This window comes from Burkholderia sp. BCC1208 (assembly GCF_902833095.1).
Classification (GTDB): Bacteria; Pseudomonadota; Gammaproteobacteria; order Burkholderiales; family Burkholderiaceae; genus Burkholderia.
Genome location: NZ_CADFDY010000018.1, coordinates 19,594 through 44,330 on the forward strand (window position 1 = coordinate 19,594; position 24,737 = coordinate 44,330).

Genomic DNA, 24,737 nt, shown 5'->3' on the forward strand with positions numbered 1-24,737 from the left:
GCTGCGGGCCGCAAGGTCGGCGCGTTCATGATCACCGAAATCGGCGGCGGCAACAGCCAGCTCGCGACCCGCACCGAAGCGCGCTTCGACGCGGCCAGCAAGACCTTCGTGCTGCATACGCCGGATGATGGCGCGCTGAAGTTCACCAACGTCGGCGTCAACGATCTCGACAAGCTCGGCATCGTCTGCGCGCGCGTCATCGTCGACGAACGCGACTGCGGCGTTTTCGCGTTCGCCGTCGACTTGTCCACCCGCGAGGGCCCGCTGCCGGGCGTGCGCCTGTCCGCGCCCGCCGAAATCCCGCTGGTGCCGTTCGATTACGGCCTCGCCGGCTTCGATCGCGTGACGGTCCCGTTCGATGCGTGGCTGTCCGACGGCGCGTCGATCGACACCGACGGACGGTTCCACGATCCGCTCGGCGACCCGAACGGCCGCCTGGTACGCACGCTGACCGCGCCGGAAAACGTGTGGGCGATGGGCGCGATCGGGCTGGCCGCCGTATCGCGCACCTGCGTCGCCCAGGCGCTGCACTACTCGACGCATCGCTCGAGCATGGCCCGCATCGCGCCCGAAACGTCGCTCATGCGCTACAGCACGCAGCAGCGTGCGCTGTTACGCGCGCTCGCGACGTCGTACGTGATGACCTGCTTCGCGAACGAAGCCGCGCGCGAATGGGCGCAGGCGCTGCATGGTCGCGCACAGCCGGACCGTACGGTCTCGTCGTTCATGATGTGGGCGCCTTGGAGTTCCACCAATCGCAAGCTCGCGCTCGTCAAGGCTCTGACCGCGTGGGCCGCTGAGGAAGTGGCAGCCGAATGCCGGCTGCGTTGCGGGGTGGCCGGCGATCTTCTCGTCAACCGGTATCTCGACTATCAGGGGCTCGGCCACGTGTTCAACGATGCGGGCGGCAACAACTTCCTGATTCTGCTCGACACGGCGCGCACGCTCGCAGCGGCGCCTGCCGCGTCGGCCGGACCGGATGAAGCCGGAAGCAACTGGCCCGAGGCAGCGCGCGATGCAATCGCCGCACTGCGGGCGCGCGAACGCCGACTGATCCGCTCGCTCGCCGATCAGGTCGACGACCGGACGGCAAGCGGTGTCGATTCGCTGGACGTCTGGAATCCGCTGTTGCCGAGTGCGCGCGATGCGGCGGAGGCATACGGATTGAATCTCGCGCTGGATGCCGCGCTGGCCGCGGCCGATGCGGTCGCGAGCGAGCCGGCGCGCGCCTTGCTGCGGGATCTCGCTGCGCTGTTCGCGCTCGATCGTGCGCAGCGGCACGGCGGCTGGCTGATCAGCGAAGGCGTGCTGGACCCGTCAGGCTACCGGCAACTCGATGCGGCAACCGACGCGTTGTGCGCGCGCCTCGTTCCGCACGTCGACACCTTCGTCGAAGCATTCGGGCATCCGCACCCGGTCGTCCGGTCGCCGATCTCGGACCGGGCGCACGACTATGCGGCGTCGCTGGCCCGCATGCTGCGCGTACCGCCCGGCGATGCACGCTGAACGCAGCGCAGCGACGAAGGAAACGCGTGCGCCGGCCGTCAGTCCGGCGCACGCCCCAGCACGACCCGCGCGAAGAACCCCCCGAGCACCGCTTCGGCCGAGTCGGCCGACACGTGCTGCGGATCGGCCGTGTAGTACGACTGCACGCCGTCGCACAGGCACATCAGCCCGAACGCGAGCGTATCGGCCGGCAACAGCAGCGGCGTGCCGGCCCGCTCGGAGAAGCGCTCGATGAATTCGGCCATCTGCACGCGCTTGCCGTGCAGGAACTGGTTGAAGCGCACGCGGAACTTCGCGTCGCGCGCGGCCTGCAGTTTCGCCTCGCCCCACAGCAGCGAGTATTCGTCGTCGCGAAACAGCGTCCGGTAATACGCGAGCGCCATCGATTCCATCTGCTCGCGCGTGCCGCCGCCTTCGAAAATCGCCTCGAGGTCGGCCTCCACCTCTGCGTGATCGCGCTCCAGCAATGCCAGCAGCAGATCGGACTTACTGCGGAAATTCGAGTAGAACGCACCGCGCGTATAGCCGGCCGCCGCCGCGATGTCCTCGACGCTCGCGGCCACATAGCCTTTCTTCAGAAAAATTCGATGCGCGGCTTTCAGCAGACGTTCGCGCGTCTGGTCCCTGCTCTGCTCGCGAGTTAAGCGCTGTGGTTTCATGACGCGCAGTCTAGCATCCCCTCCCCTTCGGATTCATCTTTGCATTCAGATACAGGTGTGTATTAGAATTCGCCACAGTTTCCGAAGATGTCGTCCGTCTGTCCGTGTGCGCCGGTACCGGCGCCGCTTGGGGCAAGCGCCCGCCGCGCTTGCCGGCTTCGTTCCGCTCCACCTCACCTGGGGGTTTCGTGAATCGCTCCGGTTCCCGCGCCGCGCTGCTGATCGGCGCCGCGCTCGTCCTTGCCGCCTGTCATCCGAAAGAATCCGCGCCGCCCGCCCCGCGCCCCGTCGTCGCGCTGCCCGCACGGGCCGACAGCCTCGCGGCCGCGCGCACGCTGCCCGGCGACATCCAGCCGCGCTACGCCACCCCGCTGTCGTTCCGCATCGCCGGCAAGATCATCGAGCGCCGGGTGCGGCTCGGCGATACGGTGAAGGTCGGCCAGGTCGTCGCGCTGCTCGATCCGTCCGACGTCGAGAAGAACGCCGCGAGCGCGCAGGCGCAACTCGATGCCGCGACGCACAGCCTCGCGTTCGCGAAACAGCAGCTCGACCGCGATCGCGCGCAGGCCCGCGAAAACCTGATCGCGACCGCGCAGCTCGAACAGACCCAGAACAGCTACACGTCGGCGCTCGCGCAGCGCGACCAGGCGCAGCAGCAACTCGCGCTCGCGAAGAACCAGCTCCGCTACGCGACGCTCGTCGCCGATCATGCGGGCACCATCACCGCCGAGCAGGCCGATACGGGCCAGAACGTGTCGGCCGGCCAGCCGGTCTACCAGCTCGCGTGGTCGGGCGACGTCGACGTGGTCAGCGACGTGCCCGAGGCCGCGCTCGCATCGCTCGCGCCCGGTCATGCGGCCACCGTCACGCTGCCGTCGCTGCCGGGCCGCCGGTTCGCCGCGAAGGTGCGCGAAATCGCGCCGGCCGCCGATCCGCAAAGCCGCACCTACCGCGTGAAGCTCACGCTCGGCGCGCCCGATCCGGCGATCCGGCTCGGGATGACCGCGGACGTCGCGTTCGACGGCGCGCCGGCCGCCGGCGACACGCAGCCGATCACGCTGCCTGCGACCGCGCTGTTCCACGACGGCGCGCAACCGGCCGTATGGGTCGTGCGCACGAAGGACGACACGCTCGAACTGCGCCGCGTCGACGTCGCGCGCTTCAACGAGCGCACCGTGACGGTGTCGCACGGGCTGCAGCCGGGCGAGCGCGTCGTGCTGCAGGGCGTGCATACGGTCAGCGCGGGCGAGAAGGTGCGCGCGATCGCGCCGCTGCATCCGGAGGACTTCGCATCGTGAGCGTCTCCCACGAAGAAGGCCGGTTCAACCTATCCGCATGGGCGCTGCGCCACCAGGCGCTGGTCGTCTACCTGATCGCGCTCGCGACGCTCGCGGGCATCCTCGCGTACACGCGGCTCGCGCAATCCGAAGACCCGCCGTTCACGTTCCGCGTGATGGTGATCCGTACCTTCTGGCCCGGCGCGAGCGCGCGGCAGGTACAGGAACAGGTGACCGACCGGATCGGCCGCAAGCTGCAGGAAACTCCCGCCATCGACTTCCTGCGCAGCTATTCGCGCCCCGGCGAATCGCTGATCTTCTTCACGATGAAGGATTCGGCGCCGGTGAAGGACGTGCCCGAGACCTGGTACCAGATCCGCAAGAAAGTGGGCGACATCGGCTATACGCTGCCGCCCGGCGTGCAGGGCCCGTTCTTCAACGACGAATTCGGCGACGTCTACACCAACATCTGGACGCTAGAGGGCGACGGCTTCACGCCCGCGCAACTGCACGACTACGCGGATCAATTGCGCACCGTGCTGCTGCGCGTACCGGGCGTCGGCAAGGTCGACTATTTCGGCGACCCCGACCAGCGGATCTTCATCGAGGTCAACAATGCGCAGCTCACGCGCCTCGGCATCTCGCCGCAGCAGCTCGGGCAGGCGATCAACGCGCAGAACGACATTTCGTCGGCCGGCGTGCTGACGACCGCCGACGATCGCGTGTTCGTGCGGCCGAGCGGCCAGTTCGACAACGTCGGCGCGATCGCCGATACGCTGCTGCGCATCAACGGCCGCACGTTCCGGCTCGGCGATCTCGCCACGGTCAGGCGCGGCTACGACGATCCGGCCGTCACGCAAATGCGGAGCAACGGGAAGGCCGTGCTCGGCATCGGCGTCACGATGCAGCCGGGCGGCGACGTGATCCGGCTCGGCAAGGCGCTCGACGCCGAATCGAAGGATCTGCAGGCGCAACTGCCGGCCGGCCTCAAGCTGACGCTGGTGTCGAGCATGCCGCACGCGGTCTCGCATTCGGTCGACGACTTCCTCGAAGCCGTCGCCGAAGCCATCGCGATCGTGCTGGTCGTGAGCCTCGTGTCGCTTGGCCTGCGCACCGGGATGGTCGTCGTGATCTCGATTCCGGTCGTGCTCGCGGTCACCGCGCTCTTCATGTACATGTTCGACATCGGGTTGCACAAGGTGTCGCTCGGCACGCTCGTGCTCGCGCTCGGGCTGCTCGTCGACGACGCGATCATCGCGGTCGAGATGATGGCCGTGAAGCTCGAACAGGGCTACAGCCGCGCGCGCGCCGCCGCGTTCGCGTACACCAGCACCGCATTCCCGATGCTGACGGGCACGCTCGTCACGGTATCGGGCTTCCTGCCGATCGCACTCGCGAAATCGAGTACCGGCGAATACACGCGCTCGATCTTCGAGGTGTCGGCGATCGCGCTGATCGCGTCGTGGTTCGCCGCCGTCGTGCTGATCCCGCTGCTGGGCTTCCACATGCTGCCCGAGCGCAAGCGGCACGCACACGAAGCGCATCTGCCCGACGATCACGAGCACGACATCTACGACACCCGCTTCTACCGGCGGCTGCGCGGCTGGATCGACTGGTGCATCGAGCGGCGCTTCGTCGTGCTGCTGATCACGGGCGTCCTCTTCGTCGTGGCGATGATGGGCTTCTCGCTGGTGCCGCAGCAGTTCTTCCCGAGCTCCGACCGGCCCGAGCTGCTGGTCGACCTGCGGTTGCCCGAAGGCGCGTCGTTCGCGGCGACGCTGCGCGAGACCGAGCGTCTCGAGAAAGCGATCGACAAGCGTCCCGAGATCGATCATTCGGTGAACTTCGTCGGCAGCGGCGCGCCGCGCTTCTACCTGCCGCTCGACCAGCAGCTGCAACTGCCGAACTTCGCGCAGTTCGTGATCACCGCGAAATCGGTCGAGGATCGCGAGAAGCTCGCGATCTGGCTCGAAACCACGCTGCGCGACAAGTTTCCTGCCGTGCGCTGGCGGCTGTCGCGGCTCGAGAACGGGCCGCCGGTCGGCTATCCGGTGCAGTTCCGCGTGAGCGGCGACAGTATCGCGACGGTCCGCTCGATCGCCGAGAAGGTCGCGGCGACGATGCGCGGCGATGCGCGCACGGTCAACGTACAGTTCGACTGGGACGAGCCGGCGGAACGCTCGGTGCGCTTCGAGCTCGACCAGAAGAAGGCACGCGAGCTGAACGTCACGTCGCAGGACGTGTCGAGCTTCCTCGCGATGACGCTGTCCGGCACGACCGTCACGCAGTATCGCGAACGCGACAAGCTGATCGCCGTCGACCTGCGCGCGCCGCAGGCCGACCGCGTCGATCCGGCGAAACTCGCGGGCCTCGCGCTGCCGACGCCGAACGGCCCCGTGCCGCTCGGCTCGCTCGGCCGCTTCACGCCGACGCTCGAATACGGCGTCGTGTGGGAACGCGACCGCCAGCCGACCATCACCGTGCAGTCGGACGTGCGCGCCGGCGCACAGGGCATCGACGTCACGCATGCGGTCGACGCGAAGCTGAACGCGCTGCGCGCGCAGTTGCCGGTCGGCTATCAGATCAACATCGGCGGTTCGGTCGAGGAAAGCGCGAAGGCGCAGACGTCGATCAACGCGCAGATGCCGCTGATGGCGATCGCCGTGTTCACGCTGCTGATGATCCAGCTGCAGAGCTTCTCGCGCGTGCTGATGGTCGTGCTGACCGCACCGCTCGGGCTGATCGGCGTGGTCGCGACGCTGCTGCTGTTCGGCCAGCCGTTCGGCTTCGTCGCGACGCTCGGCGTGATCGCGATGTTCGGGATCATCATGCGCAACTCGGTGATCCTGGTCGATCAGATCGAGCAGGACATCGCGGTCGGTCACGGCCGCATCGACGCGATCATCGGCGCGACCGTGCGGCGTTTCCGGCCGATCACGCTGACGGCCGCGGCCGCCGTGCTCGCGCTGATCCCGCTGTTGCGCTCGAACTTCTTCGGGCCGATGGCGACCGCGCTGATGGGCGGCATCACGAGCGCAACCGTGCTGACGCTGTTCTATCTGCCTGCGCTGTACGCGACGTGGTTCCGCGTGAAGCGCGACGAACGCGACCCGCAGGACGGTCCGCCGCCAGGCGGCAGCACGCCGGCCGCGGCGTCGGGAGCCTGACCATGGATCGATCGATGACCCTGAAAACGAAAGCCGTGCGGGCGCTCGCGATCGCGAGCGTCGCCGGCCCGCTCGCGGGCTGCGCATGGTTCGCGCCGAGCGGCGAGCCGCCCGCGATGCCGTCGCCCGCGCATTACGGCGCCGCGCCGCAAGTCGAGCAGACCGTGTCCGCGCAAGGCGTCGCGCAGCAGTTCGAGGTCGGCGCGCAGCCGGTGCCGGACTGGTGGAAGCAGTACCGGTCCGATGCGCTGAACGCGCTCGTCGACGAAGGGCTGCACAACAGCCCGACGCTGAGTGCGGCGTCGCATTCGCTGGATGCCGCGCGCGAACAGCTGCGCGGGCAGATCGGCAGTTCGATGCTGCCGTCGATCGACGCGGTCGGTCAGGCCACGCGCCAGCGCGCGCTCGGCGTACCGATTCCCGCGCTCGGCGCGCCGACGCTGCTGTACGACACGTTCGTCGGGCAACTGCAGGCGAGCTACACGGTCGACCTGTTCGGCGTGTCGCGCTTCGCGAACCGCGCGCTCGCGAAACGCGTCGACGTCAGCGCATTCCAGCTCGAATCCGCGCGGCGCGCGCTGGCCGCGAACATCGTGACCGCGTCGATCACCGTGTCGGTGCTCAATGCGCAGATCGAGACGACCGAGCGGCTCGTCGCGCTCGCGAACGACCAGGCGCACGACGCCGAGCGCCGCCATGCGCTCGGTTCGGCATCGCGCGGCGACGCGCTGAATGCGCGGCAAAGCGCCGACACGTTCGCGGCGAGCCTGCCCGCGCTGCGCCAGCAGCGCGACTCGGCGCGCCATGCGCTCGCGGTGCTGGTCGGCCGCACGCCCGACCGGCCGCCGGCCGATCTCGCGCTCACCGATCTGCACCTGCCCGAGCAGGTGCCCGTCGTCGTGCCGTCGGACCTGCTGCAAAGCCGCCCGGACATCCAGGCCGCCGACGCGGGGCTGAAGGCCGCCGCCGCCGAAGTGGGCCTCGCGACCGCGCAGATGTTTCCGCAACTGTCGCTGTCGGCGGCGATGGGCAAAGGCGGCTTCAGCTGGCCGACGATGCTGTCGGGCGCCGGCGCGATCTGGAACGTCGGCGCGTCGCTGAGCCAGCCGATCTTCCACGGCGGCGCGCTGCTCGCCCAGCGCCGCGCGGCGAAGGCGACCTACGAGGCCGCGGTCGACCAGTACAAGCAGGCGGTACTCGGCGCGTTCCAGAACGTCGCCGATTCGCTCGCGGCGCTCGAGCACGACGCAGAGGCGCTCGATGCGTCGTCGCGCGCCGCGCTGTCCGCGCGTGGCGCATACGACGACGCGGCCGCCCGCGTGCGGCTCGGCGCGCTGCCGCCGTCGGCCGCGCGCGCGAGCGAGTTGCAGTACCGCAATGCGCGGCTCGACGAGATTCGCGCGACCGGCGCACGGTTCGCGGATACCGCACGGCTTTACCAGGCGATGGGCACACCGCCGGCCGACAACGGCGACAAGTCCGGTAAAACCGCCGGCGCTGCCGGCAAGGACGCGCGCGCCGCCGCCACGCCCGAGTCCGCCCCTTCGACGCAATAAGCCTCCTTCGATCGGACGCGCGTGCGGCCTCCCGCAACGCCCGTCCGATCGCCGATCTTCCGCTTGACCCTCACGTAGCGTAACGTTCGAGACTCCAGTGTGCGCACCGAACGGAGGAACGAATGCGGCTGAAAGTGGGAGAACTGGCGAAACGCACCGGGCTGACCGTCCGCACGCTTCATCACTATCACGCAATCGGTCTGCTGACGCCTTCGGCGCGCGCCGACAACGGCTACCGGCTGTACGACCGCGACGATATCGCCCGGCTTCACCAGATCCAGGCCCTGCGTCGCTTCGGACTGTCGCTCGCCGAAATCGGCGAATACCTGAACCAGCCCGGTACCCCGCTCGTCGATCTCGTCGCCAGACAGATCGCGTCGCTCGACCGCCAGCTCGCGCAAACCGCGCAGCTGCGCGAGCGGCTCGCGAGCCTGCATGCGCAGCTCGCGGCGGGCACCGAGCCGGAACTGGCCGATTGGCTCACCACACTGGAGTTGATGACCGTGTACGACAAATATTTCTCCGAGGAAGAACTCGCTCGCCTGCCGATGTACCAGAAGAGCCAGGCCGGCGACGCGGAATGGACCACGCTCGTCGACGAGGTCCGCGCGCTGCACGACGCGGGCGTGCCCGCCGAAGACGAGCGCGTCCGTGCGCTCGCCGCGCGCTGGATGGCGCTGCTGGTACGCGACACGAACAACGATCCGCGCTTGCTGGCGAAGCTGAACCTGATGCACGAGCACGAACCGTCGATGCAGTCGAAGATCGGCATTTCGACCGCGTTGCGCGACTATGTGCTGCGTGCTTCATCGGAAACGAAGATGCGGCTGTTCGAGCAGTACCTCGCGCCGGACGAGATCCGCTTCATGCGGGCGCACTACGGCGAACGCGCGATGGAATGGCCGCAACTGATGGCCGACGTGCGCGACGCGATCGATTCGGGCATCCAGCCCGATTCGCCGCAAGGCCGCGTGCTCGCGCAGCGCTGGCTCGAGCTGTTCTGCAGCTACGCGGGCCATGATCCGGCCACGCACGCGAAATTCCGCGCGGCGCTGATGAACGAGCCGGCGCTGACGAAGGATTCGTGGACCGACGAGACGCTGATCGGTTTCGTGCGCGAGGCGATGGCGCAACTGGCGCCCGTGCGCTGATCGCATGACGGGCGGGCGGCAAGCGGGTTTCCCGCGTGCCGCCAGTTTCACCATCGGCAGCCGGTATCCAGCATCGATCGGCCCTTCTCGCACGCGCCGCCCGGGCGCCGGCCTAGTCGTTGCGCCCGCTGATCCCGCGCCAGCGCTTCGTCATGTAGCGCAGAAACGCGGGCTGCGCCTTCAGGTCCGCATTCGGTACGGGCGCCGCGCCGCCGTCGACGAACTTGCCGTTGACCGTGACGGTTTCCTCGCCGCGCAGCACGTATTTCGTGCCGGCGTCGATCAGGAAGTACTTGACCTGATCGGCGCTCACGTCGCCGCGGCAACCGATCTTGTACGCGAACAGGAACTGCTTGCGGCCGTTGCCGATCAGATCGCGCATTTCGATCGACTTCGGTACGACGTCGAGGATCACGTCGACCGGGCAGGCTTTCACATAGTCGCGCACCGTCCAGTCGGGGTGGCCGTCGAGCGTCGCGGACACCTTGAGTTCGACGTCGTCGCCGGACGCGGTTCTGGCGAGCGTCACCGCGTGTGCGCCGGCCGCATCGGTCCACGTGTAGTCGGCGGCGTGCGCCGGGCTGGCCAGCGCCGCGAAGGTGAGCAACAGGCAACGCGAGAGGGCAGGTTTTTTCATCGGCGATGGCGGGCGCGCTGGAATCGGAAGCGCCATTATCGGCAAAGCCACGTGCCGCCGCCAGCCGCGCGCGACATGCCCGTTCAGCGCTCGCGCGAGCCGAGGCCGAGCGCCTTCATCCGCCGGTACAGCGTCCGTTCGCTCAATCCGAGCTGCTCGGCCAGCGCCTTGCGCGTGCCGTCGAACGCGCGCGCGATACGGACCAGCTCCGCATCGGACACGCCGCGCGCGGCCACCGCCTGCGCGTGCGGCGCCGCCGCTGCCGCGACGAGCTCGGCCGGCAGATGTTCGACGCGAATCGTCCCGTCGTCCGCGAACAGGCACGCGCGTTCGAGCACGTTGCGCAGCTCGCGGATGTTGCCGGGCCACGCATACGCGTCGAGGCACGCCCGCGCGCGCTCGGTCAGCACGAACGGTCGGGCCGCGAACGGTCGGGCATTCGCGTCGCCCGCGTTGCCGCGCGCGTTCGCGATCCGCCGCAGGATCGATTCGGCCAGCAGCGCGATGTCGCCGCGCCGCTCGCGCAACGCCGGCAGCGGAATCGGGAACGCGTTGATCCGGTAGTAAAGGTCCTGCCGGAACCGGCCGTCGTCGATCATCTCGCGCAGCGGCTTGTGCGTGGCCGCGACGAGCCGAAAATCGGCGCGCAGCGCCTCGACGCCGCCGACACGCCGGAACGTGCCCGATTCGATCAACCGCAGCAGCTTCACCTGCATCGGCAGCGGCACGTCGCCGATCTCGTCGAGAAACAGCGTGCCGCCCTGCGCGGTTTCGACGAGGCCCGGCTTGCGCTGGTTCGCGCCCGTGAACGCGCCCTTCTCGTAGCCGAACAGTTCGCTCTCGAACAGCGTCTCGGCGATCCCCGAGCAATCGACGACGACGAACGGCCCCATCGCGCGATCGCTCGCTTCGTGCAGCGCGCGGGCGAACAGCTCCTTGCCGGTGCCCGATTCGCCGAGCAGCAGCACCGGCAACGTCGACGGCGCGACGCGCTGCAGCGCGCCGAGCGCCGCGTTGAACGCGTCGGCGCCGCCGACGAGCCCTTCCGCGCTCGGCTGCGCGGACGCACTGCGCACCGTCGTCAGCCGCTCGACATACGCGATCACGTTGCCGTCCGCATCGAAGATCGGCCGCAGCTCGACGTCGACATGCTCGGGGCCGCGCGGCGTGTGGTGGATGTGCAGCACGCGGTTCAGCCCGCGCGATTCGAGCGCCTGCTTCATCGGGCAATGCTCGCCGGCCTGGTCGCACGGCACGTCGTAGTGATGCGAGACCTGGAAACAGTGCCGGCCCACATGCTCGACGCCGGCCACACCGAACTGGCGCCGGTACGCATCGTTCGCCGCGAGGATGCGGTAGTCGGGGTCGACCACGATCATCGGCTGCGGGTCCTGCTCGAGATACGCGACGAGCGCGCGTACGTCGGGCATCGCGTCGCGGCGCGGTGCGGGGACGATCGGAATGGTGTCGTGCGGATTCATGCGGAGGCTCGCTCGGCGAAGGGGCGCCCGGACGGACTGCCAGGCTGACTGCCAATTCTGCCACGACACTGCCAGTCGTGGCAGTTCTCGTTCGCCACCGGATGTCGCCGCCGTCCTCATGGGGCCGCCCGCGCACCGAAAACCCGAGCCGAATCAAGTCCCTGGCGTATCGGTCGGTGCCGCGCCGCAGGCTGGCACGCTTCTTGAAATAAAGATCGCGATTGCAGATGAAGAACCCGATCGAGGACACCCCGTGAGCAATGCCCCCGCCCTGTCGGTCGAAGGCTTTTTCGACCCGGCGACCCACACCGTGAGCTATCTCCTGCTCGAGACGGCGAGCCGCGCGTGCGCGCTGATCGACAGCGTGCTCGACTACGACCCGAAATCCGGCCGCACGCGCACCGCCAGCGCCGACCGGCTGATCGCGCGCGTCGCCGAACTCGGCGCGACCGTGCACTGGCTGCTGGAGACGCACGTGCACGCCGACCACCTGTCGGCCGCACCGTACCTGAAAACGCAGGTCGGCGGCCGGATCGCGATCGGCTCGCACGTGCGCCGCGTGCAGCACGTGTTCGGCACGCTGTTCAACGCGGGCCCCGGCTTCGCGGAAGACGGCCGTCAGTTCGACCGGCTCGTCGACGACGGCGACACGCTCGCGCTCGGCGCATTGACGATCCGCGCGCTGCACACGCCGGGCCACACGCCCGCGTGCATGACCTACTGCGTGGCCGACGCGACGCAGCGCGCGGCGTTCGTCGGCGACACGCTGTTCATGCCCGACTACGGCACGGCCCGCTGTGATTTCCCGGGCGGCGACGCGCGCACGCTGTACCGCTCGATCGCGCGCGTGCTCGCGCTGCCTGCCGACACGCGCCTGTACCTGTGCCACGACTACCAGCCGGGCGGCCGCGACGTGCAGTTCGTGACGACCGTCGCCGAGCAGCGCCGCGCGAACGTGCACGTGAAGGACGGCGTGAGCGAGGACGATTTCGTCGCGATGCGCACCGCGCGCGACGCGACGCTCGACATGCCCGTGCTGATGCTGCCGTCCGTGCAGGTCAACATGCGCGCCGGCCACCTGCCCGAACCCGAGAACAACGGCGTGCGCTACCTGAAGATCCCGCTCGACGCGATCTGAGCCGCGCGCCCCGCCCCATCCGGAGAACCCGACATGACCATCCGCAAGCTGACCGACGCGCTGTCGGTCTCGCCGCAGATCGCGGCGGCCGACCTGCCCGCGCTTCACGCGGCGGGCATCCGCGCGATCATCTGCAACCGGCCCGACGGAGAAGGCGCCGACCAGCCGACCGTCACCGAGATCCGCGCGGCCGCCGCGCCGCTCGGCATCGACGTGCATTACCTGCCGGTCGATACCGGCAAGGTCACCGACGACCAGGCCGCGCAATTCGGCGCGCTCGTCGCGTCGCTCGAAGGCCCCGTGCTCGCCTACTGCCGCAGCGGCACGCGTTCGGCCGCGCTGTGGGCGCTGTCGCAGGCGCGGCTGCGCCCGCTGGACGACCTCGTCGCCACCGCCGGCGCGGCCGGCTACGACCTGAGCGCGCTCGCATCGCGTATCGCGCAGGGCGACCGCCAGGCGGCGCCCGCCGTGGACGCGCGGCACGACATCGTGATCGTCGGCGCCGGTGCGGCCGGCATCGCGGTCGCGTCGAGCCTGCTCGCGCGCGACGCATCGCTCGACATCGCGGTGATCGATCCCGCCGACGTCCATTATTACCAGCCCGGCTGGACGATGGTCGGCGCGGGCGTGTTCCAGCCCGGCACCACCGCGCGGCCGATGACCGACGTGCTGCCGCACGGCGTGCAGCGGATCCGGGCCGCCGTCGCGGGCTTCGAGCCCGACGCGCACGCGATCGTGCTCGACGGCTGCCGACGCATCGGTTATCGCAAGCTCGTCGTGTGCCCGGGGCTCAAGCTCGACTGGCACGCGATCGACGGCCTCGCCGGCACGCTCGGCCGCAACGGCGTCACGTCGAACTACCGCTACGATCTCGCGCCGTACACGTGGGAACTCGTGCGCGCGTTCCGCGGCGGCCGCGCGCTCTTCACGCAGCCGCCGATGCCGATCAAGTGCGCGGGCGCGCCGCAAAAGGCGATGTACCTGTCGTGCGACCACTGGCGGCGCACGGGGCGCCTCGACGCCGCGAACGTCGAATTCCTGAATGCGGGCGGCGCGCTGTTCGGCGTCCCCGATTACGTGCCCGCGCTGATGGAGTACGTGAAAAGCTACGACATCGCGCTGTCGTTCGGCCACAACCTCGTCGCGATCGACGGGCCCGCGCGCCGTGCGACGTTCTCGCGCGCGCTGCCGGACGGCGGCAAGGAAACCGTCGAGCGTTCGTTCGACATGATCCACGTCGTGCCGCCGCAGACGGCGCCCGACTTCGTGCGCGCGAGCCCGCTCGCCGACGCGGCCGGCTGGATCGACGTCGATCCGGCGACGCTGCGGCACAAGCAGTTTCCGGACATCTACGCGCTCGGCGACGTCACCAACACGACCAATGCGAAAACGGCCGCGGCCGCCCGCAAGCAGGCGCCCGTCGTGGCGCACAACCTGCTCGCGTCGCTCGGCCGCGCACAGGGCGACGCCTCGTACGACGGCTACGGCTCGTGCCCGCTCACCGTCGAGCGCGGCAAGATCGTGCTCGCCGAATTCCTGTACGGCGGCAAGGTCGCCCCGACCTTCCCCGCCTGGCTGATCGACGGCAAGCGGCCGTCGCGGCTCGCGTGGCTGCTCAAGGAGCGCGTGCTGCCGCCGCTCTACTGGAAGGCGATGCTCAAGGGCCGCGAATGGCTCGCGAAGCCCGCGATCGCACGTTGACTGGAGCGCGATGACGCCATGCTGATTTCCCTCGTACTGGGCGGCTTCGTCGGCGCCGTGCTCGGCCTGACCGGCGCCGGCGGCGGCATTCTCGCGGTGCCCGCGCTCGTCGTCGGGATGAGCTGGCCGATGCAGCAGGCCACCCCCGTCGCACTCGTCGCGGTAGCGGGCAGCGCCGCGCTCGGCGCGCTCGAAGGCTTCCGCCGCGGGCTCGTGCGCTATCGCGCGGCGCTGCTGATGGCCGTGGCCGGCGTGCCGCTGACCACGCTCGGCGTGCGGCTCGCGCACGTGCTGCCGCAGCGCCTGCTGCTCACGCTGTTCGCGCTGACGATGCTGGTCGTCGCCGGCCGCCTGCTGCGACAGGCGCTGCGGCGGCAGGCGGCCGATGCGGACGCGTCGCCGCTGTGCGTCGGCCGCGTGAATCCCGATACGGGCCGGCTCGTGTGGTCGTGGCCCGTCGGCATCGCGTTGGCGTCGACCGGCGCGGTCACGGGCCTGATGACGGGATTGCTCGGCGTCGGCGGCGGCTTCGTGATCGTGCCGATGCTGCGCAAGTTCACGAACGTGTCGATGCATGGGGTGGTCGCGACGTCGCTGATGGTGATCGCGCTGGTCGGCACCGGCGGCGTGCTCGCGACGCTCGTGTCGGGCACGCGCGCGCCGCTCGACGTGACGCTGTGGTTCACCGTCGCGACCGCGCTCGGCATGGCCGCCGGCCGCGGCGCGTCGCGCCATCTCGCCGCGCGGCACGTGCAGGCCGGCTTCGCGGCCGTGCTCGTGTGCGTCGCGCTGGGGCTGCTGGCGAAGGCGGCGTTCGGCGCGTGAACGCCGGCGACGGGCCGGCGATCGTCACGCACCGCCAAAACGAAACGCCCGGCCCGACTCGTCGTCGGCACCGGGCGTTTTTCATGACGGCCGCAACCGGCGTGTCAGGCCGCGAACCCCGCCAGCCGCTTGCGTTCCTGACGCAGCATCACGAAGTTCGCGATCACGACGCCGGCCGTCACCGCGACGATGAACAGCGTCGCGAGCGCGTTCATTTCCGGATTCAGGCCGAGACGCACACGCGAGAACACGACGAGCGGCAGCGTCGTCGAGCCGGGGCCCGACAGGAACGCCGACAGCACGAGATCGTCGATCGACAGCGTGAACGACAGCAGCCAGCCCGCGATCAGCGCCTGCGAGATCAGCGGCAGCGTGATCGTGAAGAACACCTTCAGCGGCGTCGCGCCGAGATCGAGCGCGGCTTCTTCCAGCGACGGATTCAACTCGCGCACGCGCGACTGCACGATGATCGCGACGTACGAGATGCACAGCATCACGTGGCCGAGCCAGATCGTGAACACGCCGCGCTCGGCCGGCCAGCCGATCCACTTCGCCAGTTCGATGAACAGCAGCAGCAACGAGATCCCCTGGATCACCTCGGGAATCACGAGCGGTGCGTTGATCATCCCGCTGAACAGCGCGAAGCCGCGAAAGCGCCCCATCCGCGCGAGCACGAAGCCGGCCCACGTGCCGATGAACACCGACGCGAACGCGGTCAGCACGCCGATCTTCAGCGACAGCCACGCGGCCGTCAGCAGTTCGTCGTCCTCGACGAGCGCCGCGTACCAGCGGAACGAAAAACCCGACCACACGGTGACGAGCTTCGACTCGTTGAACGAATAGACGATCAGGCTGATGATCGGGATGTACAGGAACGCGAAGCCGACGAACAGCGCCGCGAACTGCAGATAGCGGTTCGGCTTCATCGGCGGCCTCCCTGTTCCTTCGCCTGGAAGTGCTGGAACATCGCCATCGGCACGAGCAGCAGCAACACCATCGCACACGTCACGGCCGATGCCATCGGCCAGTCCGCGTTGTTGAAGAACTCGTTCCACATCACGCGGCCGATCATCAGCGTATTCGCGCCGCCGAGCAGCTCCGGAATCACGTATTCGCCGACCGCCGGGATGAACACCAGCAGGCAGCCCGCGATGATCCCGTTCTTCGACAGCGGCAGCGTGATCTGCACGAATGCCTTCCACGGCTTCGCGCCGAGGTCGTACGCAGCCTCGAGCAGGCGCAGGTCCATCTTCACGAGGTGCGCGTAGAGCGGCATCACGAGGAACGGCAGGTACGAATACACCATCCCGATGTACACCGCGTAGTTCGTCCGGTACAGCTCGATCGGCGTATGGGTGAGCCCGATCCACATCAGGAAGTTGTTCAGCAGCCCGTTGTTCTTCAGGATCCCGATCCATGCGTACACGCGGATCAGGAACGACGTCCAGAACGGCAGCATCACGCCCATCATCAGCAGGTTGCGGGTGGCCGGGTTCGAACGCGCGATGTAGTACGCCATCGGATAACCGAGCAGCAGACACAGCAACGTCGTGATCGCGGCGACCCATACCGAGTTCACGTAGGTCGCGAAATACAGGCTGTCCGTGAACAGGAACGCGTAGTGCGACAGGTTCAGCGCGATGTGCACGACGCCGTCCGCGTACGACGCGAGCTCCGTATACGGCGGGATGCCGAGCTGCAGCTCCGCGAAACTGATCTTCACGACCAGCACGAACGGCACGAGGAAGAACAGCACGAGCCACGTGAACGGCCCGGCGACGACCGCCGTGGCGCCCGTCAGGTTGAAGCGCCGCACCGGCCACTCCAGCAGGGACTTGAACGCATTCATGACGTCAGCACCACGCCGGCGGTCGCGCTCCAGCGCACGTAGATCTCGTCGCCGAGCGACGGCGTGTCGAGCTCGGAAATCGCGAGGCTCGACACGTTCGCGATCACCGTCTTGCCCGCGTCGAGCTTGACGTGATACAGCGAATAGCCGCCCATGTACGCGACGTTGCTGATCCTGCCGCGCGCCCAGTTGAACGCGCCTTCGGGCGGCTTGCGCGTGAGCGCGATCCGCTCGGGGCGCACCGACACCGTGACCGGCATCCCGAGCGGGCCCGAGATTCCGTGGCTCACGTACAGCCGGCTCGGCAGTTCCGGCGATTCGATGTACACGTGATCGGGTTCGTCCTCGACGGTCACGCCGTCGAACAGGTTCGTCGAGCCGATGAATTCGGCCGAGAAGCGGCTGTTCGGGTATTCGTACACCTCGTTCGGCGAGCCGATCTGCACGATCTGGCCTTCGCTCATCACCGCGATGCGGTTCGCCATCGTCATCGCCTCTTCCTGGTCGTGCGTGACCATGATGCAGGTGACGCCGACCTTGTTCAGGATGTTGACGAGCTCGATCTGCGTGCGCTGGCGAATCTGCTTGTCGAGCGCGGACATCGGCTCGTCGAGCAGCAGCAGTTTCGGACGCTTGACCAGCGAACGCGCGAGCGCGACGCGCTGCTGCTGGCCGCCGGACAGCTGGTGCGGCTTGCGCTTCGCGTACTTGCCCATCTGCACGAGTTCGAGCGCGGAAGCGACGCGCGCCTTCAGCTCGGCCTTCGGCGTGCCTTCCTGCTTCAGCCCGAACGCGACGTTCGACTCGACCGACATGTGCGGGAACAGCGCATACGACTGGAACATCATGTTCACGGGCCGCTTGTACGGCGGCATCTGCGCGAGGTCCTCGCCGTCGATCAGGATCTTGCCCGACGTGACCGTCTCGAGGCCCGCGAGCATCCGCAGCAACGTCGACTTGCCGCAGCCCGAGCTGCCGAGCAGCGCGAACAGCTCGCCCTGGCGCACGGTCAGATTGACGCTGCGCACGGCTTCGGTGTCGCCGAATTTCTTGACGACGTCGACGATCTGGACAAAGTTCTCGGCGCGCGCATCGGCGCCGGAGGAGGAAACGGAGAACGGCGCGCCCGCGACCGGCGCGCCCGACTGGCTATTCATGATGTGCTGCTTCTCTCCTGCGTTAGACGAACAAAGCCCCCGGGGGCACCAGGGGCTTCATGACTGCGGGTTCACTTCGGCTCGTGTCAGCGGCCCGACTTCAGCTCGGTCCACAGACGCGTCTGCAGACGCTGGATTTCAGGCGGCAGCGGCTTGAGCAGGAACAGCGTCTTCACGACGTCGGCCGGCGGGTAGACCGCCGGGTCGTTCGCGACGTCGGGGCGCACGTACTTGCGTGCCTCGGCGTTGGCGCTCGGGTAGTACACCGCGTTGGTGATCGCCGCGTGCACCTTCGGATCCTCGATGTAGTTGATCCACTGCAGCGCGGCTTCCTTGTTCTTCGCATCCTTCGGGATCGCCATCACGTCGAACCACACCGGCGCGCCGCCCTTCGGAATGTAGTACTCGATCTTGTACGGCTTCTTCGCCTCGATCGCGCGATGCTTCGCGATCACGACGTCGCCCGACCAGCCGTACGCGAAGCAGATGTCGCCGCCGACCAGGTCGTTGATGTAACCCGACGAGTTGAATTGCGTGATGTACGGACGGATCTTCTTCAGCACTTCCATCGCGGCCTTGTAGTCGGCCGGGTTCGTGCTCATCGGATCCTTGCCGATGTAGTGCAGCGTGGCCGCGAACATCTGGTCGGGCGCATCGAGCACCGACACGCCGCAGGCCTTCAGCTTCGAGAGGTTTTCCGGCTTGAACAGGATGTCCCAGTTGTCCAGCGGCACCTTGCCGAGCGCCTGCTGCGCCTTCGTCAGGTTGTACGCGAGACCGGTCGTGCCGTACGCCCAGGGCACCGAGTACTTGTTGCCCGGATCCGCGCCGGCGACGAGCGCCATCAGTTGCGGATCGAGGTACTTGAGGTTCGGCAGCTTCGACTTGTCGAGCGGCGCGAAGATGCCGGCGGCGATCTGCTTGCCCGCGTAGTTGCTGGTCGGCACGACGATGTCGTAGCCCGAGCTGCCCGTCAGCAGCTTCGCCTGCAGCGTGTCGTCGCTGTCGTAGTTGTCGTAGCGGACCTTGACACCCGCCTGCTTCTCGAAGTTCGGGATCGTGTCCTTCGCAAGGTAGTCCGACCAGTTGTAGACATTGAGCTGCGTATCCTTCGCTGCTGCCGCCGATGCACCCACGCACAGCGCGAGCGCCGCGAACCGGCCCACTACCTTTGCTTTCATCCCGTTCTCCCTCCGGCCGGACGCATTGCCCGGCTGCCGTCTGCTTCGTCATGGCGGCGCATTCTGGCGCGCCGCCCCTCGAAAACCCCGAAAACTACCATCATTCGCGCCCCGTCACAAAAAAATCATGCCGGTGTCGCGCAAACGGAACAGATTCCCGCTGCCGGCCGCTCGGGCCGCCCGTGCGGCGGGGCGTTCCGGGGGAATTCTATCGGGTAATCGGCGGCTGTCCACCGGGAAAAACGGACGGTGACGAACCTGCGTTCGCATGCCGGGTGCGCCCGCTCGGCGAGCGAGCCCGACGCCCGCCCGAACCGTCCCGCTCCCGCGCCGGGACAACACGCCGGTGCCGGCGGCCGGCCGGGCCGCCGCGATGCATTAAAATGGCGGCTGACGATTCAACTGCGCGAACCTTCCCGATGGCCTCCAATCTTCACGACCTCCCCGACAGCCCCTGCATCGGCGTGTGCTCGACGCTCTTCGACGAAGTCTGCAAGGGCTGCGGCCGCACGGCCGGCGAAGTCTCGAACTGGGTGTTCCTGAGCGACGACGAAAAGCGCGCGGTGTGGGAGCGCATCACGCGCGAAGGCACCGCGATGCGCTTCCAGTACGACAAGCTGTAAATCGGCCGCGCAAAAAAAGAGCGGCATGCCGACCGCCATGCCGCCAACCCCAACTCTGTTCTTTTTCCGTCGCGTCTAGAACTTCATCCCGACGCCCACGCCGACGATCAGCGGATCGATGTGCAGCGTGCCGATGCCCTTGTCGCCGAGCGTCGCATCGGTGCTCATCCAGATCTTCTTCACGTCGACGTTCATGAACACCTTCTTCGTCAACTGCACGTCCACGCCGAACTGCAACGCGGGGCCGAAGCTGCTCTTGTCGATCGATACGCCCTGCCCGCCGACGTTGAGCCCGTTGTTGTAGAAGTACGTGTAGTTCAACCCGGCGCCGACGTACGGCCGCACCTTGCCCGCATGGTTGAAGTGATACTGCAGCAGCAGCGTCGGCGGCAGCACGCCCACGCCGCCGAGATTGCCGAGGCTCGACGTCAGTTGATGCCGCGACGTGCCGAGGATCAGCTCGACGCCGAGGTAGTCGCGGATCATGTACGTGAAGTCGAGCTCGGGCACGATCGCGTTGTTCACGCCCGTGTTGATGGCGCCGAGCGTATCGCTCGCGCGCTCGTTCGGCTGGATGCTGATCGCGCGCAGCCGGACCAGGACGTCGCCCTGGTTGATGCCGTCGCCCGGCGACGCCGCATGCGACAGCGACGGCATCGCGACGATGCCGGCCGCGACGGCGGCTGCGGTGACACAAGTTCGAATCGTTTCATGCATGGTACGGACCCCCAAAGAATGGTTTCCATTCTCCCTGTAGGGTCTTTTCGTCATCTTGATATCCGTCAAGCCAGCGTAAACGCAGGACGGTTTGTCGCAGGCTCGGTCGCACTGCCCGTCAGCAACAGGTCGAGCAGATCGCGCACGCTGCGGATCGCGCGGCCGAACGGCAACGCTTCGCGGCCGCGGAAGAACAGTCCGTTCGCGACGTCGCCGCGCAGCGCGGCCGCGAGCCGCGTATCGATGCAGAAGTGGCCGAATTTCTCGATGCCGTCGCGCAGCCCGCATACGCTCAGGCATTCGAGCGCGGTCGGACAGCGCTGCTTCAGCGCGCCGAGCTTGTTGCGAATGCGCGTCTCGTTGCGCAGGTAACGATCGAGCCAGGGCGTCTTCACCGCGCGTGCCGGCAGCCCCGTCACGCTGACGAATTCGACGATGTCGTCGGGCGTCGCCTCGGCGAGCACGCGCTTGAATTGCGGATGCGCATCGCCTTCTTCCGTCACCGCGAACGGCGTCCCGACCTGCACGCCGTTCGCGCCGGCCGCGAACGCCGCGCGCACCGTATCGTGACTGTTGATCCCGCCGGCCACGATCAGCGGGATCGTTTCGCGGGCGAGACCGAGCGACGCCATCACCTGCGCGGTTTCGTCGAGCACGCGCGCGAAATCGAAACGGCCGTCGTGCATGTCGTCGATCTGCGTGACGCCGAGGTGCCCGCCCGCGTGCGCCGGATGCTCGATCACGATCGCATCGGGCAGGCGCCCCTTCTTCATCCATTTCTTCAGCACCAGCGCGATCCCGCGGCTGTCCGACAGGATCGGGATCAGCGCGATGTCGTCCCCTTGCGTGAGGTCGGGCAGATCGAGCGGCAGGCCCGCGCCCATCACGATCGCGTCCGCGCCCTCGTCGCACGCGACCCGCACGTAGTCCGCATGCGCGCTCACCGCCTTCATCACGTTGACCGCGATCATCCCGCGCCCTTCGCTGTAGGTCTTCGCGAGACGGATCTCGCGCGCGAGCGCGTCGAGGTTCGCCGCTTCGAGCGTCGCGCGATCGGGTTGCGCGCGGCAACGCGCGAGCAGATCCGCATGATGGTGGCGCAGGTCGATGCTCGCGATCGTACCGACCGCGCCCTCGCGCGCGACGCTGCCCGCCAGCCGGTGCGCGGAGATGCCGACGCCCATGCCGCCCTGCACGACGGGCAGCAAGGTGCGGCCGCGAATCGTCAGCGGCGGAAAGGAAGTGCGTACGGTCATCTGAAACCTCGTCGGAACATCGGAACCGCGATGATCGACGATCCAGCGCCGCGCACCTTGACGGCCGTCAATAAAAAAACGGCACGCGAACGTGCCGTTTCCGGTTCGGGCCGCGAGCGGCGTTCAGGCCGGCTTCGCCGGCTTCAGCTGCATCGACTTGTATTCGAGATACTCTTCGAGCCCGTACACGCCATTCTCGCGGCCGTGTCCCGACTGCTTGAAGCCGCCGAACGGCGCCGCGCCGTTCCACGTACCGCCGTTGATGTCGACCTGCCCCGTGCGGATGCGGCGCGCGACGCGCATCGCACGTTCGTCGCTGCCGGCCCACACCGCGCCGCCGAGCCCGTACGGCGAATCGTTCGCGATCCGCACGGCCTCGTCTTCATCGCGATACGTGATGATCGACAGCACCGGCCCGAAGATCTCTTCCTGCGCGATCGTCGATTTCGGATCGACGCGGCCGAACACGGTCGGCTTCACGAAGAAGCCCTTCGCGAGCCCTTTCGGCAAACCGATGCCGCCCGTCACGAGTTCGGCGCCTTCGTCGATCCCGCGCTGGATGTACGCCTGCACGCGCTGCTGCTGCGCGGCCGACGCAAGCGCGCCGAGGCGCGTCGCGTCCTGCCGCGGGTCGCCCGCGACGTACGTTTCGGCCGTGGCCTTCGCGATTTCGCGCGCTTCGTCGTAGCGGGCTTCCGGTACCAGCATCCGCGTATGCGCCGAGCAGGTCTGGCCGGCGTTCAGGTAGCACGCGTTGACCGTGCCCTTCACCGCCGTCGCGAAATCGGCATCGTCGAGAATCACCGACGCCGACTTGCCGCCCAGCTCCAGCGCGACGCGCTTGACGCCCGCGGCCGCCAGCTCGGCCACGCGCTTGCCCGCACGCGTCGAGCCGGTGAACGACACCATGTCGACGTCCGGGTCGGTCGCCAGCACCTCGCCGACGACCGGACCATACCCGCACACGAGGTTGAACACGCCGGCCGGCAGCCCGGCCGCGTGGATCGCTTCGGCGAGCATGAACGCGTTGAGCGGGGCGACCTCGGACGGCTTCAGCACGACCGTGCAGCCGGCCGCGAGCGCCGGCGCAACCTTCAGCGTGATCTGGTTGAGCGGGTAGTTCCACGGCGTGATCGCCGCGACGACGCCGACCGGCTCGCGCACCACCAGCGAATTACCGACGCGCGCCTCGAATTCGAACGATTCGGCGAGCTTTGCGTACGCCTTCCAGTTGTAGATCGGGCCGCCGACCTGGATCGCGCGCGACAGCTTGATCGGCATGCCGACTTCGCCGGTGATCGACTGCGCGAGTTCCTCGCTGCGCGCCTGCAGATGCTCGACGATCTTGCGCAGGTAACCCGCGCGCGTCGCGGCCGGCGTGGCCGCCCATGCGTCGAAGGCCGCGCGGGCCGCACGGATCGCGTCCTGCGCGTCGGACGCGACGCCCTCGGGAATCCGGCCGATCACGGCTTCGGTGCCCGAATCGATCACGTCGATCGTGCCGGTGCCGGCCGGTTTGCGCCATGCGCCGTCGATGTAGAACTGGTCGTAGATTTTCATCGTTTTCCGCCTCCAGGGAAGCCGACATTCTAGCGAGCGTTTCGGTGGCTGGTGTGACGAATGACAGCCATTCGAAAGAACCGGAGCGCCCTCGCGCCGGTGCTCCGCCGGCCGCCGCGCATGGCCGGCAATACATTCGTCGGGCCGCCGCCACGTCGGCATCGACCCGGTTGCGCGGCCGGGCCTGCATCGTGCTATGTTTTTATTATCGGCACCGGCCCGTTGCGGCCGGCGCCGCCCGGAATCGACGCACTTCGTGAGCGCTGCCATGTCCGACGCATCCCATACCCTCGGCTCGCAAGACCGCCTGGAGCTGCTTTGCTGGCTCACCTGCGGCAACCTCGGCGCGTTTTATCTCAACGAATCATGGCCGGACGCCGCGTTCCAGGTCCAGGCCGCGCACCGCTGGCTCGACCGTCATCACCGCCAGGCCGACTGGCTCGCAGTCGCCAGGCTCGCGGCGCTTGCGCAGGACATCGCGAAGCGGCATGCGGGGTTCGTCGACGCGTCGTGGGCACGCGACGCGGTCGAGGAAATCGTCGATACCGACGATCTCGACTACCGGGCCAAACTCGTGCAATGGGTGTACGAAGACTGCTGCAAGGCGCTCGCGGACAAGCGGCTGGCCGATTGAGCCGTCCGGGGCCCGCCTGTGCACGGGTCGCGGCATCGCCGAGCGCGACGCGCTTTTCGCCGTGACGAACGTAACGGCCGGAATGATCGACGGGGTACGGTGCGTATGCACCGCCCCCAGCAACAGCACGCGCGATGCGTGCCGATGCGTTTACAGCAGCGACTTGGCCTGCGTCAGCACCTTGTCGCAAACCTGTTTGGTCACCTGCTGCTTCAGGCCGCCGCCGCTCAGGTCGAGCTTGCTGCCGTTGCCTGCGTCGAGGATCCCGCTCGCGCCGCTCGTATAGCCGCTGTCGGACGACGCGTTGCCGCCGAGCTTACCCATCAGCGCATCCTTCACCGACGACGCGCCGCCGCCGGTTGCGCCGCCGAGATAGTTGTTCTGGATGCAGAACTGCAGCAGGCCCGCGACGTTGCCGGTGCTACCCGGCGTCAGCGACGCACCGCCGCCGCCCGTCAGCGCGCCGCCGAGTCCGCCGAGGTTGCCCAGCGCTCCGCCCGCGCTGCCGCCTGAATCGCCGCCACCGCCGACTTGCTTCAGGACGTCGCCCAGTTGCGCATGGGCGACCGAAAACGGCGCGAGCAATCCGATCAGCGCGCCGGCAACGGTCGCGCGATAAAGACGTGCATTCATGTAAAGCCTCCCGGTTGTGACTGCGTGAA

Annotated in this window: 21 protein-coding genes; 10 read left to right on the forward strand and 11 right to left on the reverse strand. The window is 68.2% G+C overall.

Annotation, left to right across the window (positions count from 1 at the left end; translation table 11 throughout):
• The first annotated feature begins 27 nt into the window (after window positions 1-27).
• Entirely contained in the window at window positions 28-1,506 is a 1,479-nt protein-coding gene (locus tag HWX09_RS32685; protein WP_051421398.1) for an acyl-CoA dehydrogenase, read from the forward strand.
• A 38-nt stretch (window positions 1,507-1,544) separates the two neighbouring features.
• On the opposite strand, the gene HWX09_RS32690 is transcribed toward HWX09_RS32685, so the two are convergent.
• The gene (locus HWX09_RS32690; RefSeq protein WP_027784503.1) at window positions 1,545-2,165 is read right to left on the reverse strand and encodes a TetR/AcrR family transcriptional regulator; all 621 of its coding nucleotides are present in this window, start codon (window positions 2,163-2,165) and stop codon (window positions 1,545-1,547) included.
• A 188-nt stretch (window positions 2,166-2,353) separates the two neighbouring features.
• On the opposite strand from HWX09_RS32690, the gene HWX09_RS32695 reads away from it, so the two are divergent.
• The 4 genes from HWX09_RS32695 to HWX09_RS32710 all read left to right on the forward strand — a co-directional run bounded on the left by HWX09_RS32695 (window position 2,354) and on the right by HWX09_RS32710 (window position 9,316).
• Window positions 2,354-3,463 (forward strand): efflux RND transporter periplasmic adaptor subunit, encoded by a 1,110-nt coding sequence (locus HWX09_RS32695; RefSeq protein WP_027784504.1) that lies wholly within the window; start codon window positions 2,354-2,356, stop codon window positions 3,461-3,463.
• Window positions 3,460-6,609 carry an efflux RND transporter permease subunit gene (locus HWX09_RS32700; protein ID WP_027784505.1) on the forward strand — a complete coding sequence of 1,050 codons (3,150 nt, stop codon included), beginning with the start codon at window positions 3,460-3,462 and terminating at the stop codon, window positions 6,607-6,609. Before HWX09_RS32695 ends, HWX09_RS32700 begins: the two co-directional genes overlap by 4 nt.
• A 2-nt stretch (window positions 6,610-6,611) precedes the next feature.
• Window positions 6,612-8,165: an efflux transporter outer membrane subunit gene (locus HWX09_RS32705; protein ID WP_027784506.1), complete on the forward strand. Its 1,554-nt coding sequence runs from the start codon at window positions 6,612-6,614 to the stop codon at window positions 8,163-8,165.
• A gap of 122 nt (window positions 8,166-8,287) precedes the next feature.
• The gene (locus HWX09_RS32710; protein ID WP_027784507.1) at window positions 8,288-9,316 is read left to right on the forward strand and encodes a MerR family transcriptional regulator; all 1,029 of its coding nucleotides are present in this window, start codon (window positions 8,288-8,290) and stop codon (window positions 9,314-9,316) included.
• A 112-nt stretch (window positions 9,317-9,428) separates the two neighbouring features.
• Here the strand turns inward: HWX09_RS32710 and HWX09_RS32715 are convergent, their stop codons facing one another.
• Both HWX09_RS32715 and HWX09_RS32720 read right to left on the reverse strand, forming a co-directional pair.
• The gene (locus HWX09_RS32715; protein WP_027784508.1) at window positions 9,429-9,953 is read right to left on the reverse strand and encodes a hypothetical protein; all 525 of its coding nucleotides are present in this window, start codon (window positions 9,951-9,953) and stop codon (window positions 9,429-9,431) included.
• An 83-nt stretch (window positions 9,954-10,036) separates the two neighbouring features.
• On the reverse strand, window positions 10,037-11,434 hold the full coding sequence (locus HWX09_RS32720; protein WP_027784509.1) for a sigma 54-interacting transcriptional regulator: 1,398 nt from the start codon (window positions 11,432-11,434) through the stop codon (window positions 10,037-10,039).
• A 253-nt stretch (window positions 11,435-11,687) separates the two neighbouring features.
• Here HWX09_RS32720 and HWX09_RS32725 point away from each other — a divergent pair, with 253 nt between their 5' ends.
• From HWX09_RS32725 to HWX09_RS32735, 3 genes are read left to right on the forward strand one after another with little or no spacing between them, the layout of a single operon-like run.
• Complete coding sequence (locus tag HWX09_RS32725; RefSeq protein ID WP_027784510.1) at window positions 11,688-12,572, forward strand: MBL fold metallo-hydrolase; 885 nt, start codon at window positions 11,688-11,690, stop codon at window positions 12,570-12,572.
• A 33-nt stretch (window positions 12,573-12,605) separates the two neighbouring features.
• Window positions 12,606-14,273, forward strand: a complete 1,668-nt coding sequence (locus tag HWX09_RS32730; RefSeq protein ID WP_027784511.1) for a bifunctional protein tyrosine phosphatase family protein/NAD(P)/FAD-dependent oxidoreductase — start codon at window positions 12,606-12,608, stop codon at window positions 14,271-14,273.
• Window positions 14,274-14,291: 18 nt separating this feature from the next.
• Window positions 14,292-15,098 carry a sulfite exporter TauE/SafE family protein gene (locus HWX09_RS32735; RefSeq protein ID WP_027784512.1) on the forward strand — a complete coding sequence of 269 codons (807 nt, stop codon included), beginning with the start codon at window positions 14,292-14,294 and terminating at the stop codon, window positions 15,096-15,098.
• Window positions 15,099-15,202: 104 nt separating this feature from the next.
• Here the strand turns inward: HWX09_RS32735 and HWX09_RS32740 are convergent, their stop codons facing one another.
• The 4 genes from HWX09_RS32740 to HWX09_RS32755 all read right to left on the reverse strand — a co-directional run bounded on the left by HWX09_RS32740 (window position 15,203) and on the right by HWX09_RS32755 (window position 19,285).
• Window positions 15,203-16,024 carry an ABC transporter permease subunit gene (locus HWX09_RS32740; RefSeq protein WP_027784513.1) on the reverse strand — a complete coding sequence of 274 codons (822 nt, stop codon included), beginning with the start codon at window positions 16,022-16,024 and terminating at the stop codon, window positions 15,203-15,205.
• Entirely contained in the window at window positions 16,021-16,947 is a 927-nt protein-coding gene (locus HWX09_RS32745; RefSeq protein WP_006488137.1) for an ABC transporter permease subunit, read from the reverse strand. The genes HWX09_RS32740 and HWX09_RS32745 overlap by 4 nt, the downstream gene beginning before the upstream one ends.
• Entirely contained in the window at window positions 16,944-18,104 is a 1,161-nt protein-coding gene (gene potA / locus HWX09_RS32750; protein ID WP_027784514.1) for a polyamine ABC transporter ATP-binding protein, read from the reverse strand. The genes HWX09_RS32745 and potA overlap by 4 nt, the downstream gene beginning before the upstream one ends.
• 86 nt (window positions 18,105-18,190) lie before the next feature.
• Complete coding sequence (locus HWX09_RS32755; RefSeq protein WP_027784515.1) at window positions 18,191-19,285, reverse strand: polyamine ABC transporter substrate-binding protein; 1,095 nt, start codon at window positions 19,283-19,285, stop codon at window positions 18,191-18,193.
• Between the two features lie 419 nt (window positions 19,286-19,704).
• On the opposite strand from HWX09_RS32755, the gene HWX09_RS32760 reads away from it, so the two are divergent.
• Window positions 19,705-19,908, forward strand: a complete 204-nt coding sequence (locus tag HWX09_RS32760) for a DUF1289 domain-containing protein (RefSeq protein WP_027784516.1) — start codon at window positions 19,705-19,707, stop codon at window positions 19,906-19,908.
• 75 nt (window positions 19,909-19,983) lie between these two features.
• Here HWX09_RS32760 and HWX09_RS32765 read toward each other — a convergent pair whose 3' ends face one another.
• The 3 genes from HWX09_RS32765 to HWX09_RS32775 all read right to left on the reverse strand — a co-directional run bounded on the left by HWX09_RS32765 (window position 19,984) and on the right by HWX09_RS32775 (window position 23,441).
• The gene (locus tag HWX09_RS32765) at window positions 19,984-20,625 is read right to left on the reverse strand and encodes an OmpW family outer membrane protein (RefSeq protein ID WP_027784517.1); all 642 of its coding nucleotides are present in this window, start codon (window positions 20,623-20,625) and stop codon (window positions 19,984-19,986) included.
• Window positions 20,626-20,690: 65 nt separating this feature from the next.
• Window positions 20,691-21,881: a nitronate monooxygenase family protein gene (locus tag HWX09_RS32770; protein WP_027784518.1), complete on the reverse strand. Its 1,191-nt coding sequence runs from the start codon at window positions 21,879-21,881 to the stop codon at window positions 20,691-20,693.
• A 123-nt stretch (window positions 21,882-22,004) separates the two neighbouring features.
• Complete coding sequence (locus tag HWX09_RS32775; protein ID WP_027784519.1) at window positions 22,005-23,441, reverse strand: aldehyde dehydrogenase family protein; 1,437 nt, start codon at window positions 23,439-23,441, stop codon at window positions 22,005-22,007.
• A gap of 268 nt (window positions 23,442-23,709) precedes the next feature.
• On the opposite strand from HWX09_RS32775, the gene HWX09_RS32780 reads away from it, so the two are divergent.
• Complete coding sequence (locus HWX09_RS32780; protein ID WP_027784520.1) at window positions 23,710-24,075, forward strand: hypothetical protein; 366 nt, start codon at window positions 23,710-23,712, stop codon at window positions 24,073-24,075.
• A gap of 150 nt (window positions 24,076-24,225) precedes the next feature.
• On the opposite strand, the gene HWX09_RS32785 is transcribed toward HWX09_RS32780, so the two are convergent.
• On the reverse strand, window positions 24,226-24,708 hold the full coding sequence (locus HWX09_RS32785) for a DUF2501 domain-containing protein (protein ID WP_027784521.1): 483 nt from the start codon (window positions 24,706-24,708) through the stop codon (window positions 24,226-24,228).
• Window positions 24,709-24,737 lie beyond the last annotated feature (29 nt).

Excerpts from the sequence above, each read along its gene's own strand:
- HWX09_RS32685 (WP_051421398.1), top strand. The coding sequence starts at position 28 with ATGATCACCGAAATCGGCGGCGGCAACAGCCAGCTCGCGACCCGCACC.
- HWX09_RS32690 (WP_027784503.1), bottom strand. The coding sequence starts at position 2,165 with ATGAAACCACAGCGCTTAACTCGCGAGCAGAGCAGGGACCAGACGCGC.
- HWX09_RS32705 (WP_027784506.1), top strand. The coding sequence starts at position 6,612 with ATGGATCGATCGATGACCCTGAAAACGAAAGCCGTGCGGGCGCTCGCG.
- HWX09_RS32710 (WP_027784507.1), top strand. The coding sequence starts at position 8,288 with ATGCGGCTGAAAGTGGGAGAACTGGCGAAACGCACCGGGCTGACCGTC.
- HWX09_RS32715 (WP_027784508.1), bottom strand. The coding sequence starts at position 9,953 with ATGAAAAAACCTGCCCTCTCGCGTTGCCTGTTGCTCACCTTCGCGGCG.
- HWX09_RS32720 (WP_027784509.1), bottom strand. The coding sequence starts at position 11,434 with ATGAATCCGCACGACACCATTCCGATCGTCCCCGCACCGCGCCGCGAC.
- HWX09_RS32730 (WP_027784511.1), top strand. The coding sequence starts at position 12,606 with ATGACCATCCGCAAGCTGACCGACGCGCTGTCGGTCTCGCCGCAGATC.
- HWX09_RS32735 (WP_027784512.1), top strand. The coding sequence starts at position 14,292 with ATGCTGATTTCCCTCGTACTGGGCGGCTTCGTCGGCGCCGTGCTCGGC.
- HWX09_RS32740 (WP_027784513.1), bottom strand. The coding sequence starts at position 16,024 with ATGAAGCCGAACCGCTATCTGCAGTTCGCGGCGCTGTTCGTCGGCTTC.
- HWX09_RS32745 (WP_006488137.1), bottom strand. The coding sequence starts at position 16,947 with ATGAATGCGTTCAAGTCCCTGCTGGAGTGGCCGGTGCGGCGCTTCAAC.
- potA (WP_027784514.1), bottom strand. The coding sequence starts at position 18,104 with ATGAATAGCCAGTCGGGCGCGCCGGTCGCGGGCGCGCCGTTCTCCGTT.
- HWX09_RS32755 (WP_027784515.1), bottom strand. The coding sequence starts at position 19,285 with ATGAAAGCAAAGGTAGTGGGCCGGTTCGCGGCGCTCGCGCTGTGCGTG.
- HWX09_RS32760 (WP_027784516.1), top strand. The coding sequence starts at position 19,705 with ATGGCCTCCAATCTTCACGACCTCCCCGACAGCCCCTGCATCGGCGTG.
- HWX09_RS32765 (WP_027784517.1), bottom strand. The coding sequence starts at position 20,625 with ATGCATGAAACGATTCGAACTTGTGTCACCGCAGCCGCCGTCGCGGCC.
- HWX09_RS32770 (WP_027784518.1), bottom strand. The coding sequence starts at position 21,881 with ATGACCGTACGCACTTCCTTTCCGCCGCTGACGATTCGCGGCCGCACC.
- HWX09_RS32775 (WP_027784519.1), bottom strand. The coding sequence starts at position 23,441 with ATGAAAATCTACGACCAGTTCTACATCGACGGCGCATGGCGCAAACCG.
- HWX09_RS32780 (WP_027784520.1), top strand. The coding sequence starts at position 23,710 with ATGTCCGACGCATCCCATACCCTCGGCTCGCAAGACCGCCTGGAGCTG.
- HWX09_RS32785 (WP_027784521.1), bottom strand. The coding sequence starts at position 24,708 with ATGAATGCACGTCTTTATCGCGCGACCGTTGCCGGCGCGCTGATCGGA.